Genomic DNA, 17,836 nt, shown 5'->3' on the forward strand with positions numbered 1-17,836 from the left:
TATACCAATAAATTTAAAAATCAGGCTTTAGCCAAGGTCAAAAGATAAGCCTTCATCTCATCTAATTGTGTTGCTCTTAGGTCTGATTCCTCATCCCAATAAAGCCCTACACAGTTTGCCTGCATATCAATAGCATAAATCCCTTTTAATGCAATGGGAGAATCATTAAATTTCTCATCGCCCTGAACCACTTTTAATTTGCCATCTATAACGCGAGCACGCATTAAGGATAAACGGGCATCAGGAATCAATACACTATAATAAGCAACCATGCTGGCACGTTTTTCAGTAGCCATTGGAACATGTGTCCATTCAGGTGCAACAATTACACGTGGATGTAACCCTATTTTTCGGGCTTTATCACGCATAATACCAAGTGCCTTTTCACGTGGGCTCACTCTTAAACCAAAAATGGAGCCTAGTACGAAAAGAACAATGATAACCGTAACCCAAATTCCCATATTGTCCATAGCAAAACCTATTAATCTCTTTTATTAGAGTTGCATAAGCTGACCAGAAAACGCAAGTTACATCAGAAAAATAATGCCCGATAAGATCGCAAGACCCAAAATATCAGTATTTCACGGTGCAAATTGCCATGTTGTCACTCAAATATAGTTAAGAGTTCTGACCATCCTTAACAAGCGTCAACTTTCCAAATCGGTCAATATGGGCATCACCCCACAGTTTTAAAGCAAATAGTATTTGCTCAAGACTTTGCCCTAATTCGGTCAGGCAATATTCCACTTTAGGGGGGACCTGAGGGTAAACTTCCCGATGAATAACTCCGTCTTGCTCTAACTCACGTAACTGATTTGTCAGCATTCTTTGGGTAATGCTCGGAACACGCTTTCGAATTTCATTAAACCGTAAGGTGCCTTCATTAAATAAATGCCAAAGAATGACGCATTTCCACTTTCCGTCAATCAAACTAATGGCCGCCTCCACTGAACAACCTGGAGAGCAATCAAAACTTGAATGTCGTAGTTTTGCCATTTTACAGTATCCTTTTTGACACTATGAGCGTTATTTGTTTGTAGTCACTAAATTTAAGCTTACGTTATGATCAAACTCTCAACAAGAGGAATTATTATTATGAAAGCTGTGGCATATCAAAAAGCAGGTCCCATTACGTCACCAGAAGCACTCGTTAATATTGAACTCGACACTCCCGTTGCAGAAGGTCGTGATTTACTTGTTCGTGTTCAGGCGATTTCAGTTAATCCAGTTGATACAAAAATTCGCAACAATGTAAATCCAGAAAATAATCAGTGGAAAACTCTTGGTTGGGATGCGGTAGGCATCATTGAAGCGATTGGAGATCAAGTCTCGCAATTTAAAGTCGGAGATGCAGTCTGGTATGCAGGTGCACTCAATCGCCAAGGCAGTAATAGTGAATTGCAGTTGGTTGATGAACGTATTGTGGGGCATAAACCAAAAACTTTAGAAGTAACTGAAGCAGCTGCTCTTCCTTTAACTGCTATCACGGCATGGGAAATGCTATTTGATCGGTTACAAGTACCCAAAGCTGCTCCAGAAAATACATCAATATTAGTAATTGGCGGAGCTGGTGGTGTAGGTTCAATCACCATTCAACTTCTTAAGCAGCTGACTAACCTAACAATTATTGCAACAGCTTCACGAGCAGAAACTCAAGAATGGGTTAAGCAACTTGGTGCTGACTATGTATTAGATCATCGAGAGCCTTTAGCAGCCCAAATCAAGCAATTAGGCTTAACTGCACCTTTATATGTATTCTCAACGACTCAAACAGATCAGCATTTATCAGATATCGTAGAGTTGATTGCACCACAAGGTCATTTTGGTTTAATTGATGATCCAGCTCAGTTAGATATTAAGCCTTTCAAATCAAAGTCAGTATCGGTGCATTGGGAGTTTATGTTTACACGTTCAATGTTCCAGACTGAAGATATGCAAAAACAAAGTGAACTATTAAATGAAATCAGCAAACTGGTTGACGAAGGAAAAATCAAGACGACCGTAACCGAGGTTATAAGTCCAATTAATGCTGAAAATTTAAAACGAGTTCATCAGCAAATTGAAAGCGGCACAACAAAAGGGAAAATCGTATTACATGGTTTTTAAGTAAAATTAAAAATATTCCCTAATAAAATGGCAAGCATTGAACTTGCCATTTTATTAATAGTGAGGAGGTTTATTGGTTAATGGGTCAAAAGGTGCAATACCTTCCGATAAATCCGATGATTCCACACGTTGATAAAGAAATTGCATTTGTTTTTTTAAATCAGCTATTTCTTGGGTCTGAATAGCGAGTTGTTGATTTAATTCTTCAACTAAATCATCCAAAAATGTAATTCGCACTTGCAAATCTTCAATGGGTGCGGACAATGACGCTTGATCATCATGATATGGTGGTTTAGTCATTTAAATCCTCATTTGAGATTCTGGAAAACATTATGGCCTATATTACCCTAAGGGATGTCCAACTTGCTTTTGGCGGACCTGCCCTACTCGATGGCGCGAACTTTAATCTAGAACGTGGCGAACGAGTCTGTTTAATTGGGCGTAATGGTGAAGGTAAGTCTACTTTACTTAAACTGATCGAGGGAAGCCTATTACCAGATTCTGGTGAAGTTTCCATTCAAAATGGTCTAACTGTCTCAATGTTAGCCCAAGACGTTCCAATGGACTCTGGCAAAGTAGCTGACATTGTGGCAGATGGTGCAGGTGAAGCTTCTGAAGTACTCAGAGCTTATCATGAAGCGACCGATGCTTGTATGTTAGGAGATATGGAAGCCTGTGATCGCATGGGTAACCTTCAGCATAAGCTAGACCAACTAGATGGTTGGGCACTAGAAAATAAGGTAAATGCTCTTTTAAGTAAAATGGGGCTTGATCCAAATGCAGACTTAGCAGACCTGTCAGGTGGACGTAAACGCCGTGTCTTACTCGCACGTGCTCTTTTAACACAACCAGACGTATTACTTCTAGACGAACCTACGAACCATTTAGATGTTGAAAGTATTGAATGGTTAGAAAAATTCTTACTCGATCAAAATAATTTAACACTTCTATTTATTTCGCATGACCGTTCTTTTGTAGATAGCATTGCAACTCGAATTGTAGAACTCGACCGCGGTATTCTACGAGGTTATGAAGGAAATTATTCTCGCTATTTAGAGCTAAAAGCTCAGCAAATGGAAGCAGAAGAAAAACAGAATGCTTTATTTGATAAAAAGTTAGCTGAAGAAGAGGCTTGGATTCGCCAAGGTATTAAAGCACGTCGTACCCGTAATGAAGGCCGTGTTCGTGCGTTAAAAGCTTTACGTGAAGAATCGAAAGCACGCCGCTCACAACAAGGCAAAGTGAGTATGGCAACTCAAGAAGCAAATCGTTCAGGTAAATTAGTATTTGATATCGAACATTTAAGTGTCGCTTACGACGATAATTTACTGATCAAAGATTTCTCTACCCTTGTTATGCGTGGTGATCGTATTGGCTTGGTAGGTGATAATGGCGTTGGTAAAACGACGTTGATTAAAGCCATTTTAGGTGAAATCGAACATGGCGGTTCAGTTAAAACAGGTACACAGTTAGAAGTTGCCTATTTTGACCAATTACGTAATGCCTTAGACCTTGAAAAAACGGTAATGGCAAACGTTTCAGAAGGCTCTGACTTCGTTGATGTAAATGGCAACCGTCGTCATATCTACAGCTACCTTCAAGACTTCCTATTTTCACCTGAACGTGCTCGTACTCCAGTAAAAGCACTTTCTGGTGGTGAACGAAATCGAATCTTACTAGCTAAACTGCTACTCAAACCATCGAATCTAATTGTAATGGATGAGCCAACCAATGACTTGGATATGGTGACTCTAGAGCTTCTAGAAGAAATGTTGTCTGATTACAAAGGCACCTTGCTTCTCATTAGCCATGACCGTGCATTTATGGATAACGTAGTAACATCTACGTGGGTATTTGATGGTAAAGGCAATATTGCAGAATACATCGGTGGCTACCAAGACTATTTGCAGCAACGTCCAGATGACAAAGTAGTCGATCAGAAATCTGACGTTAAAAAAGCTCAGGCAAAAGCTGAAGCGGAAAAAGCTGCTGCCCAAAGTACCGTTAAAAAGGTCAAACTGAGTTATAAAGATCAGCGTGAACTTGAACAATTACCCGCTGAAATTGAAAACTTAGAAAAGGAACAAGCAGAACTTTCTGAGAAACTTGCAGATGGTTCATGGTTTGTTAAAGATGCAGATGCTGCAACCCAAGCAAGCCAACGCCTAGCAGAAATTGAAGAATTACTGCTTGAAAAATTGGAACGTTGGGACGTGCTTGAACAAATGAGCAAAGGAAACTAATTCGTTTTACTTTTCTAAAAAGACCCTAAAAAAAAGAGCCTTCTTAAATTAAGCAGGCTCTTTTTTTTATATTGTGAATATAAGCTTTTAAAAACTTAAAGCCTATAAATCACATTCCTATAATAGATTATATTTTGGTTATTTTTAGTATTTAAAAATAACCCTGTGCTTGAATATAAGACTTATAAAAATAATTATGTTATATCTAACAGCATAATAATATTGGAGTGTTTTGGCATGCTGGAGCTTTCTCAAATTTTAGCATTTGGACTAATTTGTTTGGCGATGGTACTCACTCCTGGTCCCAATATGATTTACCTTATTTCCCGCTCAATTTGCCAAGGGAAAACCGCTGGATTTATCTCTTTAGGTGGCGTAGCTGTAGGCTTTATCTTTTATATGCTTTGCGCATCTTTTGGTATTACGGCGTTAATTGTAGCTGTTCCTTATGCTTACGATACTATTCGTATTGCTGGTGCGATTTATTTACTCTGGCTTGCATGGAAAGCACTACGTCCAAATGCCGCTCCAATTTTCAATGTAAAAGATTTATCAGTAGATTCCCCAGCTAAACTCTTTTTAATGGGTTTTGCGACCAACCTGCTTAATCCGAAAATTGCCATTATGTATTTATCTTTACTCCCACAGTTTATTCACCCACAACAAGGCAGTATTTTGTGGCAATCAATTCAACTCGGTACGATTCAAATTTTTGTCAGCGTTTCAGTAAATGCGCTTATTGTACTTTCTGCGGGTAGCATTGCCCTTTTTCTACAACAAAAACCTCTTTGGGCAAATATACAACGCTGGCTCATGGGAACAGTATTAGCAGGACTTGCTGTTAAAATTCTTTTAGAAAATCGCCGATAACTCAAGCTTCTTATTTCATCCTCTATTAACACTCAATTGAACAGTGTATTACGACGATAAATTCAGTTCGTGATACACTTTTGCCTGTTTTAACTTTTTGAACTCTTTATATCGTTATGAGCCAAAAGCAGCCTTATACGCCCGGTGAATTTCAATGGTCCTTTTTATTGCCTAAATATTGGGGTGTTTGGATTGCTATTGTCTTTTTAATGCTTTTGGCTATTTTACCTTGGGCCATACAATGGCGTCTGGCGCATGGCGTAGCTCATCTAGCTTGGAAATATCTAAAATCACGCCGTAAAACCACTATTCGTAATTTAGAAGTCTGTTTTCCTGAATGGTCTGCCGATAAGGTTCAACAACAAGCTCAACAAGTTTTCGTCGATATGATGCTTGGAGTGTTTGAAACCTTAAATGCATGGTACAGCCCACGCTGGTTTAAAAACCGAGTCACGATTGAAGGTTTAGAGCACATTACCAATGCCCAAGCTCAGGGCAAAGGTGTTTTATTACTGGGGACTCACAGCACGCTTCTTGATGCTGGCGGCTATGTTTGTGCTCAGTATTTTGAACCAGATGTTGTCTATCGACCTCAAAATAACCCATTGCTCGATATGCTCATTTATCGTTGCCGTGGCACGATTTATAAAGCACAAATCGATCATGATGATATGCGTGGTTTAATTCGCCACCTTAAAGATGGCGATGCAATTTGGTATAGCCCCGACCAAGACTTTGGACTTAAACAAGGTGTTATGGCACCGTTTTTCGGTGTACCTGCTGCCACAGTCACTGCACACCGCCGCTTATTAAAAATCTCAAAAGCAGTCGCCGTGCCTTTATATTTCTATCGCCATGGAGATATAAAGAACCCGAAATATCACGTTCTGATTGAACCTGCGGTCGACAATATGCCAAGCGAAGACGAAGTCGATGATGCAACACGCGTCAATAAAATTATTGAAAATCAACTTCGCATCGCACCGACTCAATATATGTGGTTCCACCGTCGATTTAAGACACGTCCTGAGGGATATGAAGAGATCTATTAAATAATCTTCTGTAATGACCACACTGTAGTTATAAACATTTAAATAAACACCAGTATCTACTATCGTGCGAAGGCGACAAGGATGTCGCCTGTTGGACTACGACATCATGGATGTGTCGTTAGTCCAACAAATGGTTTTGTTACTTTTGCCAAAACAAAAGTAAGGAGTAAACTCCACCTATTGAATGAATAAATCGTAAGACCCCGCTTTGCTACAACCTAAAGGCAAAAACAATGAAAGTGATGCAACTTCTCCCAGAACTCAACAGCGGTGGCGTAGAACGCGGCACACTAGAAATTGCCCGTGCGCTCGTTGCACAAGGCCACCAATCATTGGTTGTTTCAAATGGTGGCCGTTTGGTCTCACAGCTCGAAGCTGAAGGCTCTACTCACTTAACGCTACCAATTCATAAAAAATCACTTTCAAGCTTGTGGCAAATCCGCCCATTGCGCCAGCTGATTGAACAGCATCAACCAGATATTGTTCATGTACGCTCACGCGTACCTGCTTGGCTGACTCACTTTGCTTTAAGAAAAATACCTGCGAACAAACGCCCTCACCTCATTAGCACGGTGCATGGCTTTTATTCAGTCAATCGTTATAGTGCAATTATGACTCAGGCCGAAAAAGTGATTGCTGTTTCAGACAGCGTAGTTAAATACATCACTGACCATTATAAAAACTGCCCTCCCCAAGATATTGTTCGGATTTATCGAGGAATTGACCCAGCCGCGTTTCCACATAATTATCAGCCATCAGCACAATGGTTTAATCAAGTTTTTAATGACTTTCCTGAACTTGAAAATAAGTTTTTACTTTGCTTACCTGGCCGTATTACACGTTTAAAAGGACATGAAAGTTTAATTGAATTGATGCAAAAACTAGGTGAACAATATCCTCAGCTACATGCTGTGGTGGTTGGCGGTGCCGATGCAAAAAAACAGGCCTATTTAAGCGAGTTGCAGAGTACCATTCAAAGCAAAGGACTCACAGATAAAATTACCTTTGTAGGACATCGCTCAGATATTCGCGAATGGCTCGCTTTTAGTGACATTGTGCTCTCTCTATCCAATCAGGCAGAAACATTCGGTAGAACAGCATTAGAAGCGCTTTCAGTAGGTACTCCAGTCATTGGCTGGAATCGTGGAGGCGTAGCCGAGATTTTATCGAATATCTATACACAAGGTCTTGTTGAAGTAGGAAATGAAAAGGCTTTACTGGAAACAGTTAGACAGCATATTGAACAGCCTCAAGTCGTTGCCCCTGTTACCAGGTTTAGCTTGAAAGACATGTGTGATCAAACACTGGCTCTATATGAATCTGTACTGAAATAACCCCATAAAAAAACCCGCGATCAACGCGGGTTTTTATTACAACAATAAAAAGTCAGCTTTATTTAAGCGATGCTTCATAAGCTGCTGCTTTTTCATAGTCGTATTGTTTTTCCCATTTACTAATCACAAGTACTGCAAGTGCATTACCTACAACATTCAATGCGGTACGTGCCATATCCATGATACGGTCAACACCAGCAATAAATGCCAAGCCTTCTACAGGAATACCAACACTACCTAATGTTGCTAATAACACAACAAACGATACGCCAGGAACACCCGCAATACCTTTAGAAGTAATCATTAAAGTTACAACTAAAATGACCTGTTGGCTAATTGACATTTCAATACCGTAAAGCTGTGCAATAAAGATTGCCGCGATACTTTGGTAAAGCGTAGAACCGTCAAGGTTAAATGAATAACCTGTTGGGATTACAAAACTAGAAATTGCTTTAGGCGCGCCATAAGCTTCCATCTTTTGCATAATACGCGGTAAAACTGTTTCAGAGCTTGCAGTTGAATATGCCAAAATTAATTCATCTTTCAAAATCTTAAATAAAGTAAAGATATTGATGCTGAACATTTTTGCAGTTAAACCAAGTACCACCAAAGCAAAGAACAAGATCGCGCCATATACCAACACGACTAATTTGCCTAAAGGGATAAGCGAAGCGAAACCGAAGTTTGCAACCGTTACTGCAATCAAACCAAACACACCCACTGGCGCATATTTCATGATGATGTGCGTTACACGGAACATTGTTTCCGATACAGCATGAAATACGTTTAATAATGGATCTTTAGTTGTTGCTGGTAATGAAGACAAACCAATACCAAATAACACAGCAAAGAAAATCACAGGTAACATTTCGCCATGCGCCATTGAACTAATAATGTTCGTTGGGATAAGCGATAATATTGTCTGCATAATGCCATGAGACTGTGACTGAACTTCTTCAGTTGTATGCTTATATTGAGAAATATCAGTTTGAACCAGTTGAGACATATCAATGCCTGAACCTGGATGGAAGATATTCGCTGCAACTAAGCCCACCAAAATAGCAATAGTGGTAATAATTTCAAAATAGAGAATGGTTTTAAAACCAAGTCGCCCTAAACTTTTCGTACTGCCAACACCTGCAATACCTAAAATTAAGGTAGAGAAAACGATTGGAATAACAATCATTTTAATCAGGCTAATGAAAATCTTACCAAGTGGCGTAAGAACATTAGTTACAATACTGTCTTTGATTTCAGGCTGATTATGTAAAACAGCCCCGACAACTATCCCTAGGATTAAAGCAATTAAAATTTGCCAAGCAAGGCTAAATTTAAAATTCTTCATAAGACAATCCTTATGCACCGCAAAGTATCAAATATGAGAGGGAGAAGACCACTAACTAAGAGTGAAACCTCAATATGTACAGTAATTTCCAAACAGAAATTTAAATGTACAAACAAATCACAACTCGCCGATCTGACGAGATAAACAACAATGCCTGTTGACGATCCAACATGTCAACGATCGGCACATTCTATTGAGATTTGCTAATTAAACAACCCCAATTTATATCTAAACAGATGAAAACCCATATTTATTCATCAATAATCTATAAAAACAGAAACTTATCTGAAAAAAAAATTGTATCTATTTTCATTAAAAATTACTTAGATATAGATGAGTGCTTACCTATCATTAGATAGATTTTAAAATTAAGATTAACTTAAAAATATTTCTTTTTTTACGATAAATTAAATATGGTATATATAAAATATTAACCCGAGCTCTGCGTCCTGCAAAACTCGGGTAAATGAGGTTGTGCTTTCAGGTTAATCGTTATTTTTATCGTTTCCGTTCCAACATCTAATCCGTGATGCTATTCCATATCAGCTTTGTGTATCCTTACGTGGGATAGTCCATTCCCGTTTCCGTGTGCCGATGAATGTAGAATAAGGTTTTTATCCCCCCCTGCCTATTCGCCCTAGACTCAAATCTTTGTACGTTATTGCTTACATCAATTTTTATATTCTTTTTATTTATAAGGCTGTGCAATTTTATCAGTCACAATTTTTTCTTCTTTTTCAGCCTTTGCAATCCCTTCTTGTATGGCGCTTTGAGCCTCTTCTTCATCGGTTTGAGTTTGTTCCAATTCCTCTTGAATATGTTCAAATATTCGCCCAGTCTGCAAAACAACATATACAGGAAAATGATCAGATCCAATATGTGGTAAACGCTGCATTTTAACTAAACCAAAATCCGTACTATGAAAAATATGATCTAAAGACCAACGCAGCAATGGATAATCTGCATGAAAAGTATTAATAAAATGTCGCCCAACTCGTGGGTCAAGTAGCCCACTAATCCGCTGGAACAACCGCGTAGTTCGTGACCACGCTACATCATTTAAATCTCCCATCACAATACAGCTTTCATCTAAGTCTTTAATCTGGTCGCCAACAATTAAAAGCTCTGCATCACGTAAAGTCGAATCTTTCGCCTCGGTTGGACTCGGTGGCTTCGGATGTAAACAATAGAGTTGAACTGGCATACCAGATCGTAAGGTCACAGTAGTATGAATAGATGGAATTTCATCACTTAAAATAAATTTAACTTCAGTATTCGATAGAGATAATCGACTATATAAATGCATGCCGTATAAATTATCTAAAGGCACGGGAACGCGATAAGGATAATCTTCTTCAATTTCTTTTAAAGCATTTTCCCAAGTCTTATCACTTTCCAATGTAAGTAACAAATCTGGTTTTAATGTCCTGATCTGTTCAAGCAATAAATGATATTTATCATTTGGGGTTAGAACATTCGATACAATTAATGAAATTTGCTTTTGTTGGTCTAACTGGGATGATTTGACCTGTTTAACCTGTTTTCTCCAGAGCAAGGTATAAGGCAAAACCATTTTAAGCTGATAGGCGATGGCCGCCATAAGCACAGCAAGCACTATTTCACGCCATAGATTCCATTCGCCAGGCCAAAACAGCATACCAACAAAGGCTAATAGACCAACAAATAGAATCTGCAAACGAGGAAAATCGGCGCCACGAAACCACCACTCATCACGAGGAATAAGTGACCAGAAACTTAACCAAATCACCAGACCAGCTAGAACTTCGACATAAATCATTGAATTTTCTCTTTTAAGATGATTTGGTTTTTAAGTTTTTTGTCATCTTTATCAATTTTGTATGTAACATAAACAAGATATTCTACTCAATAAACATGGTGTTTTGTTTCTGTAACGCTTGCAGTTGTGGACACTTTTGATACACTCAACTCCCCCTAACAATTTTAACGCACCGAGGCAAAATGACATGAAAGTAGGTCTGGTCGGTTGGCGCGGGATGGTCGGTTCCGTCCTTATGCAACGTATGGTTGAAGAGAATGATTTTGCTCATATTGAGCCATTTTATTTCTCTACCAGTAATGCAGGTGGTGAAGCTCCTTCATTTGGTGGTAAGACTGCCCCAGCACTTATGGAAGCTACAGACATTAATAGTCTGAAGCAAATGGATGTCATTATTACCTGTCAAGGTGGTGACTATACGTCTGAAGTTTTCCCACAGTTAAAAGCAACTGGTTGGGATGGCTACTGGATTGATGCAGCCTCTACTTTACGTATGTCAGATGATGCGATCATCGTTCTTGACCCAGTAAACCTTAACGTTATTAAAGACGGCTTGGTTAACGGCACCAAAACTTTCGTAGGCGGTAACTGTACCGTATCGCTTATGTTGATGGGTGTAGGTTCACTTTTCCAAAACAATTTGGTGGAGTGGATGACTGCTATGACTTATCAAGCAGCATCAGGCGCTGGCGCACAAAACATGCGTGAGCTAATTACTGGTATGGGCTACTTATATAACAATACCAAAACATTGTTAGATGACCCTAAATCTGCAATTTTGGATATTGATCGTCAAGTTGCTGAGTTACAACGTGGCGAAGGTTTCCCATCTGCTAACTTTGGCGTGCCATTAGCTGGATCATTGATTCCTTATATTGATAAACAGCTCGAAAGCGGTCAGTCAAAAGAAGAGTGGAAAGGTCAGGTTGAAACCAACAAGATCTTGGGTAATTCACAAATTGTTCCGATCGATGGCCACTGTGTCCGTATTGGCGCGATGCGTTGCCACTCTCAAGCACTGACAATCAAGTTGAAAAAAGATGTTCCACTTGATGAAATCGAAGATATGATTCGCACTTCAAACCAATGGGCGAAAGTTGTACCAAACACTCGTGAAGCGTCTATGACTGACCTTACACCTGTTGCTGTAACTGGCACCTTAACTGTACCTGTTGGCCGTTTGCGCAAACTTAATATGGGTAAAGAATATTTAGGCGCATTCACAGTAGGTGATCAGTTACTTTGGGGTGCTGCTGAACCTTTACGTCGCATGTTACGTATCTTAGTAGAATACAAGAGCTCATAATTTGGTCTGAATTATTCAGTCAAAACGAAAAGCCGATCACATTAGATCGGCTTTTTCGTAACTGGTTTGTAAAAATTTTACAATTTATTTACATTTCATTATTGTATAATTTTGAACGACTTTACGACTTATTAGGTCATGGATTGAGATGACTGTTTATAACAAATTAAAAATTGCCATTTTCACCATTATGTCTTCGCCTTCTCTTTATGCGATTACATTAGACCCTATACAAATTCAGTCTGCGCCCGGGGATTTGTTATATGCAGAAATGAATTTCCAACAAGCTGACCCCAACGCTACATTACAAGTGAGTTTAGCGACTCCTGAAGATTTAAGCGCTTTGGGTGTAACTCATCAGCCTCCAGGAAATCTTAATTTTTATACACGCCAAAATGGTCAAGGTTCTGGGGTTATTGTGATTACCTCATCCCGACCTGTTAATGATCCTGAGCTCAATATTGTTGTGAAAATCAGTGAAGGTTCTGCAACGCGTTTACAGCATATTAAAACTGTAATTAAACCTTCTCCGATAAAAAAGACTGAAAATAACGAAAGTACTTTATCTCCTCAGTTTGTTGTTAACGAGAAGGATATTGCATTAAATCTGCCAGAAAGCACCCAATATGCTTTATCAACTTCGACCCCAACTACAACAAACTCTAATAGTGAACAAAATCTTAATATCAGCTCTGGCACTGCCTCTGCATTAAATACGAATTCAACTCCCTCACTTAGTGAAAACGCTTCAGCTCTAGCAACTCAACAAGTTGTAACAGGTACGGCGCCCGATCAGGCACAAACCAAACCTACTATCACTAAGTCAAATGCCCATACTTCGCCAAAGACAACAGTTAAAAATTTAGCAGGACAAAAGAAGACTGCTCCATCCAAAAATCTCAATCAAAATACTGCAAAGAAACAAACCCTAAGTCCATCTAAAGGACCAGTAACTTCAGGTAAATATGTAGTACAACATAATGAGTCTTTATGGAGTATTGCTAATCGTATTGCAGCGAAAACCAAACAGCCAGTTGCAAAGGTCATGCATGATATCCAAAAACAAAACCAGCATGCTTTTATTCAAGGTGATGTAAACCGTTTGCGTCAGGGAATTTCTCTAAAACTCACACACCCTCCTGTCGCTAAAACTCAGCAAAATAAATCAAAAACTGAAATAACACATACTGCAAAATCATCTTCTGGCCAAGCTAAATACCGATTGCAACAAGCAGAAATGAGTATCGTGGCTGAAAACAGCCAAAATTCTACACATGGAAGTGCTAAAAAGAGCACACAACAAAGTCAAAACAATACTGAGTTAGCAGTAAAAGTTATGACAAAAAGAGAAAAAAACGTTACATTACAAAGGAATGTAACCAAACTAAATCAAACTTTACGTTTAAAAGACCAACGTATTCAGCTTTTGAATGCTCGTTTGGCAGAGTTACAACAGCAGTTACAAGCACAGCAACAAACTCACAAACAAAAACATTAAGTTAAAACCAGAGTTAGCTCGCTTTATATTGCAAATATTTATTTTTAAGGGGAAAGTAATGTTATATGTAATTCCGTTCATCATATTACTCGTGGTCGCTGTTATTTTAAAAAAACGCGAGAATAGCCAGAAACAAGAGGCCACTTCTCCTAAAACGGTAAACAAAAAAACCAATAAAAAAGCGAACTCTAAATCGAGTAAAAGCTCGCGTGAAAAAAGCAAAGTAAATGTAGTAGAAGACACTCTTCCACCTGTTCCACAAAACACTCCTGTTCCAGAAGCTGTACGTCAAAAAATTCAACAGCTCATTCAAGAAAAGCAATATTCAGCTGCTGAAGCTCAAGTCAATCAGGCGTTAAAAAAAGACAATACTCAGCATGCTCTTTATTTATTATTACTTGAAGTTCATATTGCACAAAAAGATGAGTTTGCTATAACACAACTGATTAGCCATATTCGTAGCTTGGCATTAAATGAAATAGTGACTCAAGCAGAAGCTCGACAAAAAGAATATGAGACATTACGAAAAACAGAACATGAGTCATCTAGCCAATCTGATGCCATCGATTTTCCTCAAGCTCAAACATATGAAGAACCAAAAAATACACCAGACACTACAGCTCAGTTTGATCAGTTAACAACAAGTTCTTCTGAAGCTTCTTTTGATGACTTGCGGAAAGACTATACACCGGTAAAACAAGAACCTGCTGTTGAAGTTAAACCTTTAGAATTTAACTTTTCACTCGAAAAAACCGCTGCTACCGAAACTAACAGCCAACCTGTACATGAACCAGAAGTATCAACATCTCAGCAAGTACCAGAAGTATCGTCATCTCAGGAAACAAATGAGCTAGCTGATTTAGAGTTTTCTTTTGACTTGGCACCTCTGCATGAAACTGAGGAAAAAACTCAAGCACTAGAGGTAAAAGCAGATCAAGAGAGTAGCGTCAATGCATTAGATTTTAACCTTGACTTAAATCCTTCAAGTTCAGAGACCAAATCTGTTGAACAAGCTCCATCATTAGATGAACTTACACTCGTAGAACAAGCGCCATTAGAAGCAACTTCAATCGCGCCTCTTGAGTTTTCGTTAGATGAGCCAGCGTTAGTTACAACACCAGAGATTGAAACTCAAAACCATATAGAGACAGTCAATGAAGAGGCGACTCAAACTCAAATAGAGGATCCACTTCTAGACGCATTTCCAGAATTAAAACAGTTAGATGAAAATGAACTCGACTTACAACTTGCAGAACAATACATCAAATTAGGTGCTTACCCAGCAGCACATGCGTTGTTGGCAAGTAATGAGCAAAAATTCAACACAGAGCAACAACAACGCGCGAAAAATCTACTAAATCGCATAGCTTCTTAAGGCCGATCGTTTTACCATAAGCAGTCAAAGATGACTGCTTTTGTGCCTGAAAAAGATGAAAAAAATTGCCTTATTTTATATGGGTGGTACTTTTGGCTGTGTAGGTGAACCTTTAGCACCTATGCCATATGACCAATTCTTGCCTCAACTTAAAAAAGTTATACCCCCCCACTTAACGGTTGACTGTTTTGCTGCCCCAAATATTGTAGATAGCAGCGCTTGTACAGCGCCCGATTGGCTAAGTCTTATTCAACGTATACAACAGCTCCAACTCGAAGGTTATCAGCACTTCGTCGTTATTCATGGTACAGATACTCTTAGTTATGCTGCTGCAACCCTAGCTCGCTTTTTAGGCCAAAGCTGTCATATTGTGATTACTGGTAGCCAATACCCGTTACTCAATGTTCAGGGTGATAATACTCGTGAATTTACTGATGCAATTGAGAACTTATATCTTGCATTAGAACAAGTGATTGCCCTACCTGTAGGTGCGTATCTTGCATTCCATCATCAAGTATTCCATGCACAAACTGCATTAAAAACGCATACGACTGAACTCGATGCATTTTCAGGTTTAAGTAGTGAAGTTGAGTTTAAGCCTCAGCAAAATGAATTGATCGTACAAGATGTTCAAATTGAAAAAGCTGCTTCATTCCAAATTTTAAACTGGATGATGCAACCTATTGCAACACAGCACTTGGTGCAGCAGTTACGTCATTTACTTCCTGCCCCACCACACTTCTTGGTGTTACAAGGCTTTGGTACAGGCAATATCGCAGTAAACCCTGAATTATTGGCAACCTTAGATGAACTGTATGCTCATGGTTGTGTTCCAATCTTGACGACACAGGTGACGTTTGGTGGTATTGACCAACGTTATGCAATTAGTGCTTGGGCCAAAACTGCAAAAATTGTCATTAATGATGCGCATAGTCACGCAGATCTCTATGCAAAAGCACTTCAAATCTATTTAAAATACTCAACCCCAGAACAATGGTTCAGCCATTGGAACGAAAATTTGCATTAAATAGAGGTAAAGCCATGCAACGTTATGCAGTCGGTATTGAATTTAGCGGAGTTCAATATCGAGGTTGGCAAACACAACAGCCAGGCGTTGCCAGCGTACAAGAAACTATTGAACGTGTGCTTAGCAAAGTCGCAAATGAACCTATAGCACTCCATGGTGCTGGTCGTACCGATGCAGGAGTACATGCGACAAATATGGTGGCACACTTCGATACTCATGCCATTCGTCCAGAGACAGGGTGGTTAAGAGGGGCAAATAGTCAGCTGCCTAAAGATATTTCCATTCAGTGGATTAAGCTGATGGATGAAAGTTTTCATGCCCGCTTTAAAGCAACTGCTCGACGTTACCGCTACATTATATATAACACGCCACATCGCCCTGCACTCCTGCATAAACAGGTTACTCACATTTACCAAAAGTTAGATGTGAAAAAGATGATTGAAGCGGCAAGTAAATTTGAAGGCACTCATAACTTTGAAAGCTTCCGTGCAGCAGCGTGCCAATCAAATCAACCTGTTCGACATGTAAAACATTGCCGTTTATTTGAACACGGGCGCTATTTGGTTTTAGATATTGAAGCAGATGGTTTTTTACACCATATGGTTCGCAACATTGTTGGATGCTTACTTGAAATTGGTCAAGGTATGTATGAAATTGATCATATCGATACAATGTTTGCTGCACAGGATCGTAAAGCGGCAGGAGTAACAGCCCCACCCGACGGTCTTTATTTTATTCAGTGTAATTATCCTGAGCAGTTTGATTTGCCACAGCCACCACTTGGGCCACATTGGCTAAACTTACCTGAGTAAGCTTAGCCCAATGCTGTATGTTTCTACCGGTGTTGTTTACGCTTACGGTACTCAACCGGTGTCTCATTCGTCCAACGCTTAAATGCGCGGTAAAACGTACTCGGTTCAGAGAAGCCAGTTAAATACACAATACGCTCAACACTCTCGTTGGTATTTGCCAAAAGTTTTTTAGCTAATCGACAACGATAATCTGACAGAATTTGCTGAAAACTAGTATTGGCTTCGCTTAGCTGAGTACGTAAGCGACGTGGAGTAATATTCAACTGAGCTGCAACCGTTTCTAAGGTTGTTTCTCCACTTTCCAACGTTGAACCAATTGCGCGACGAACTTCACCCACTAAATCATAACGAGCCAATTCCTGTAGTTTTTCAATCGCGAGCTGTTCATGCAACTGCAATAACTCAGGCTCTGCTTGCCAAAGCTGAAAATCTAGAATAGCTGGATCAAAATATAAACGTGTCTCTTTCTGACCTAAACTGACTGGGCAGCCATACACTCGGAAATATTCATCCTCAGAAGCACCTTCGCTAAAATTAAAATCGATGAAGATGGGATGAAATTGCCCTTCGGTAATAAATTTAAAAAATCTAAGGATGCCTGAAATTGCACATTCAGAGAAGTGACGATTAACAAGATTATCAGCACCAATTTGCTCACCATTGGTTAAATAACAACGCCCTTCCTCAATGACTAGTTTTGCATCAAAAGCATCACTAATGAGTCGCTGATAAGCCAAGGCCCGTTTTAAACCTTCACCAAAAGTTTCACTACTAATAAATAGATGTTCAATGACCTGACCACGGTACAAAGGCAAATGCTCGCCTAAATGCAGACCGATATCTGGATCTTTACTGACTTCCTGAGCGGCAGTCCAAAAGGCGTACTGTGCACTTAACGGTGTACGTGCATTTGTATCAACCTGATTTAAAGCAACTCCCGCTTTGGTTAATATTTCTTCTGTTGGCAAACCCGCACGACGAATCGCTTGATAGCCAAAGCGTAATACAACTGATGCATCTGTTAGCTGACCCACGCAGTGCCCTTCCATGTAGATACTTCATTGATATTT

Annotated in this window: 16 protein-coding genes; 10 read left to right on the forward strand and 6 right to left on the reverse strand. The window is 39.4% G+C overall.

What is annotated here, in order from left to right; translation table 11 throughout:
• Positions 1-20: 20 nt before the first annotated feature.
• Both AOLE_RS17255 and AOLE_RS17260 read right to left on the reverse strand, forming a co-directional pair.
• Positions 21-470, reverse strand: coding sequence for a hypothetical protein (locus AOLE_RS17255; RefSeq protein ID WP_004794821.1), 450 nt, complete (start codon positions 468-470; stop codon positions 21-23).
• A gap of 148 nt (positions 471-618) precedes the next feature.
• Entirely contained in the window at positions 619-996 is a 378-nt protein-coding gene (locus AOLE_RS17260; RefSeq protein ID WP_013199014.1) for a winged helix-turn-helix transcriptional regulator, read from the reverse strand.
• A 99-nt stretch (positions 997-1,095) separates the two neighbouring features.
• Here AOLE_RS17260 and AOLE_RS17265 point away from each other — a divergent pair, with 99 nt between their 5' ends.
• Positions 1,096-2,106, forward strand: a complete 1,011-nt coding sequence (locus AOLE_RS17265; protein ID WP_013199015.1) for a zinc-binding alcohol dehydrogenase family protein — start codon at positions 1,096-1,098, stop codon at positions 2,104-2,106.
• A 54-nt stretch (positions 2,107-2,160) separates the two neighbouring features.
• Here AOLE_RS17265 and AOLE_RS17270 read toward each other — a convergent pair whose 3' ends face one another.
• Positions 2,161-2,406 carry a SlyX family protein gene (locus tag AOLE_RS17270; protein ID WP_005302092.1) on the reverse strand — a complete coding sequence of 82 codons (246 nt, stop codon included), beginning with the start codon at positions 2,404-2,406 and terminating at the stop codon, positions 2,161-2,163.
• 32 nt (positions 2,407-2,438) lie between these two features.
• Between AOLE_RS17270 and AOLE_RS17275 the strand changes: the two genes are divergently transcribed.
• From AOLE_RS17275 to AOLE_RS17290, 4 genes are all read left to right on the forward strand, one after another.
• Positions 2,439-4,349: an ATP-binding cassette domain-containing protein gene (locus AOLE_RS17275; RefSeq protein ID WP_013199016.1), complete on the forward strand. Its 1,911-nt coding sequence runs from the start codon at positions 2,439-2,441 to the stop codon at positions 4,347-4,349.
• A 237-nt stretch (positions 4,350-4,586) separates the two neighbouring features.
• The gene (locus tag AOLE_RS17280; protein WP_004794830.1) at positions 4,587-5,219 is read left to right on the forward strand and encodes a LysE family translocator; all 633 of its coding nucleotides are present in this window, start codon (positions 4,587-4,589) and stop codon (positions 5,217-5,219) included.
• 116 nt (positions 5,220-5,335) lie between these two features.
• On the forward strand, positions 5,336-6,271 hold the full coding sequence (locus tag AOLE_RS17285) for an LpxL/LpxP family acyltransferase (protein ID WP_013199017.1): 936 nt from the start codon (positions 5,336-5,338) through the stop codon (positions 6,269-6,271).
• A 233-nt stretch (positions 6,272-6,504) separates the two neighbouring features.
• Positions 6,505-7,605 carry a glycosyltransferase family 4 protein gene (locus AOLE_RS17290; protein WP_013199018.1) on the forward strand — a complete coding sequence of 367 codons (1,101 nt, stop codon included), beginning with the start codon at positions 6,505-6,507 and terminating at the stop codon, positions 7,603-7,605.
• A 58-nt stretch (positions 7,606-7,663) separates the two neighbouring features.
• On the opposite strand, the gene gltP is transcribed toward AOLE_RS17290, so the two are convergent.
• Positions 7,664-8,950 carry a glutamate/aspartate:proton symporter GltP gene (gene gltP / locus AOLE_RS17295; protein WP_004794835.1) on the reverse strand — a complete coding sequence of 429 codons (1,287 nt, stop codon included), beginning with the start codon at positions 8,948-8,950 and terminating at the stop codon, positions 7,664-7,666.
• A 688-nt stretch (positions 8,951-9,638) separates the two neighbouring features.
• Positions 9,639-10,748, reverse strand: a complete 1,110-nt coding sequence (locus AOLE_RS17300; protein ID WP_013199019.1) for an endonuclease/exonuclease/phosphatase family protein — start codon at positions 10,746-10,748, stop codon at positions 9,639-9,641.
• A 187-nt stretch (positions 10,749-10,935) separates the two neighbouring features.
• Here AOLE_RS17300 and asd point away from each other — a divergent pair, with 187 nt between their 5' ends.
• From asd to truA, 5 genes are all read left to right on the forward strand, one after another.
• Positions 10,936-12,054 carry an aspartate-semialdehyde dehydrogenase gene (gene asd / locus AOLE_RS17305; RefSeq protein WP_004794839.1) on the forward strand — a complete coding sequence of 373 codons (1,119 nt, stop codon included), beginning with the start codon at positions 10,936-10,938 and terminating at the stop codon, positions 12,052-12,054.
• Positions 12,055-12,202: 148 nt separating this feature from the next.
• Positions 12,203-13,552 carry a type IV pilus assembly protein FimV gene (locus tag AOLE_RS17310; RefSeq protein WP_013199020.1) on the forward strand — a complete coding sequence of 450 codons (1,350 nt, stop codon included), beginning with the start codon at positions 12,203-12,205 and terminating at the stop codon, positions 13,550-13,552.
• A gap of 58 nt (positions 13,553-13,610) precedes the next feature.
• On the forward strand, positions 13,611-14,927 hold the full coding sequence (locus tag AOLE_RS17315; protein ID WP_013199021.1) for a hypothetical protein: 1,317 nt from the start codon (positions 13,611-13,613) through the stop codon (positions 14,925-14,927).
• Positions 14,928-14,982: 55 nt separating this feature from the next.
• Positions 14,983-15,954, forward strand: coding sequence for an asparaginase (locus AOLE_RS17320; RefSeq protein ID WP_013199022.1), 972 nt, complete (start codon positions 14,983-14,985; stop codon positions 15,952-15,954).
• A gap of 14 nt (positions 15,955-15,968) precedes the next feature.
• Positions 15,969-16,766, forward strand: coding sequence for a tRNA pseudouridine(38-40) synthase TruA (truA, locus tag AOLE_RS17325; protein ID WP_013199023.1), 798 nt, complete (start codon positions 15,969-15,971; stop codon positions 16,764-16,766).
• 23 nt (positions 16,767-16,789) lie between these two features.
• Here truA and AOLE_RS17330 read toward each other — a convergent pair whose 3' ends face one another.
• A complete protein-coding gene (locus AOLE_RS17330; protein WP_023274328.1) occupies positions 16,790-17,800 on the reverse strand; it encodes an AraC family transcriptional regulator in 1,011 nt (336 codons plus the stop codon).
• Positions 17,801-17,836 lie beyond the last annotated feature (36 nt).

The sequence above is a fragment of the Acinetobacter oleivorans DR1 genome (assembly GCF_000196795.1).
In the GTDB taxonomy this organism is placed as follows: Bacteria; Pseudomonadota; Gammaproteobacteria; order Pseudomonadales; family Moraxellaceae; genus Acinetobacter; species Acinetobacter oleivorans.

What these genes read in the sequence shown, in the direction of transcription:
- asd (WP_004794839.1), top strand. Translation starts at nt 10,936, where the DNA reads ATGAAAGTAGGTCTGGTCGGTTGGCGCGGGATGGTCGGTTCCGTCCTT.
- AOLE_RS17315 (WP_013199021.1), top strand. Translation starts at nt 13,611, where the DNA reads ATGTTATATGTAATTCCGTTCATCATATTACTCGTGGTCGCTGTTATT.
- AOLE_RS17290 (WP_013199018.1), top strand. Translation starts at nt 6,505, where the DNA reads ATGAAAGTGATGCAACTTCTCCCAGAACTCAACAGCGGTGGCGTAGAA.
- AOLE_RS17270 (WP_005302092.1), bottom strand. Translation starts at nt 2,406, where the DNA reads ATGACTAAACCACCATATCATGATGATCAAGCGTCATTGTCCGCACCC.
- gltP (WP_004794835.1), bottom strand. Translation starts at nt 8,950, where the DNA reads ATGAAGAATTTTAAATTTAGCCTTGCTTGGCAAATTTTAATTGCTTTA.
- AOLE_RS17310 (WP_013199020.1), top strand. Translation starts at nt 12,203, where the DNA reads ATGACTGTTTATAACAAATTAAAAATTGCCATTTTCACCATTATGTCT.
- AOLE_RS17280 (WP_004794830.1), top strand. Translation starts at nt 4,587, where the DNA reads ATGCTGGAGCTTTCTCAAATTTTAGCATTTGGACTAATTTGTTTGGCG.
- AOLE_RS17320 (WP_013199022.1), top strand. Translation starts at nt 14,983, where the DNA reads ATGAAAAAAATTGCCTTATTTTATATGGGTGGTACTTTTGGCTGTGTA.
- AOLE_RS17285 (WP_013199017.1), top strand. Translation starts at nt 5,336, where the DNA reads ATGAGCCAAAAGCAGCCTTATACGCCCGGTGAATTTCAATGGTCCTTT.
- AOLE_RS17275 (WP_013199016.1), top strand. Translation starts at nt 2,439, where the DNA reads ATGGCCTATATTACCCTAAGGGATGTCCAACTTGCTTTTGGCGGACCT.
- AOLE_RS17300 (WP_013199019.1), bottom strand. Translation starts at nt 10,748, where the DNA reads ATGATTTATGTCGAAGTTCTAGCTGGTCTGGTGATTTGGTTAAGTTTC.
- AOLE_RS17255 (WP_004794821.1), bottom strand. Translation starts at nt 470, where the DNA reads ATGGACAATATGGGAATTTGGGTTACGGTTATCATTGTTCTTTTCGTA.
- truA (WP_013199023.1), top strand. Translation starts at nt 15,969, where the DNA reads ATGCAACGTTATGCAGTCGGTATTGAATTTAGCGGAGTTCAATATCGA.
- AOLE_RS17265 (WP_013199015.1), top strand. Translation starts at nt 1,096, where the DNA reads ATGAAAGCTGTGGCATATCAAAAAGCAGGTCCCATTACGTCACCAGAA.
- AOLE_RS17260 (WP_013199014.1), bottom strand. Translation starts at nt 996, where the DNA reads ATGGCAAAACTACGACATTCAAGTTTTGATTGCTCTCCAGGTTGTTCA.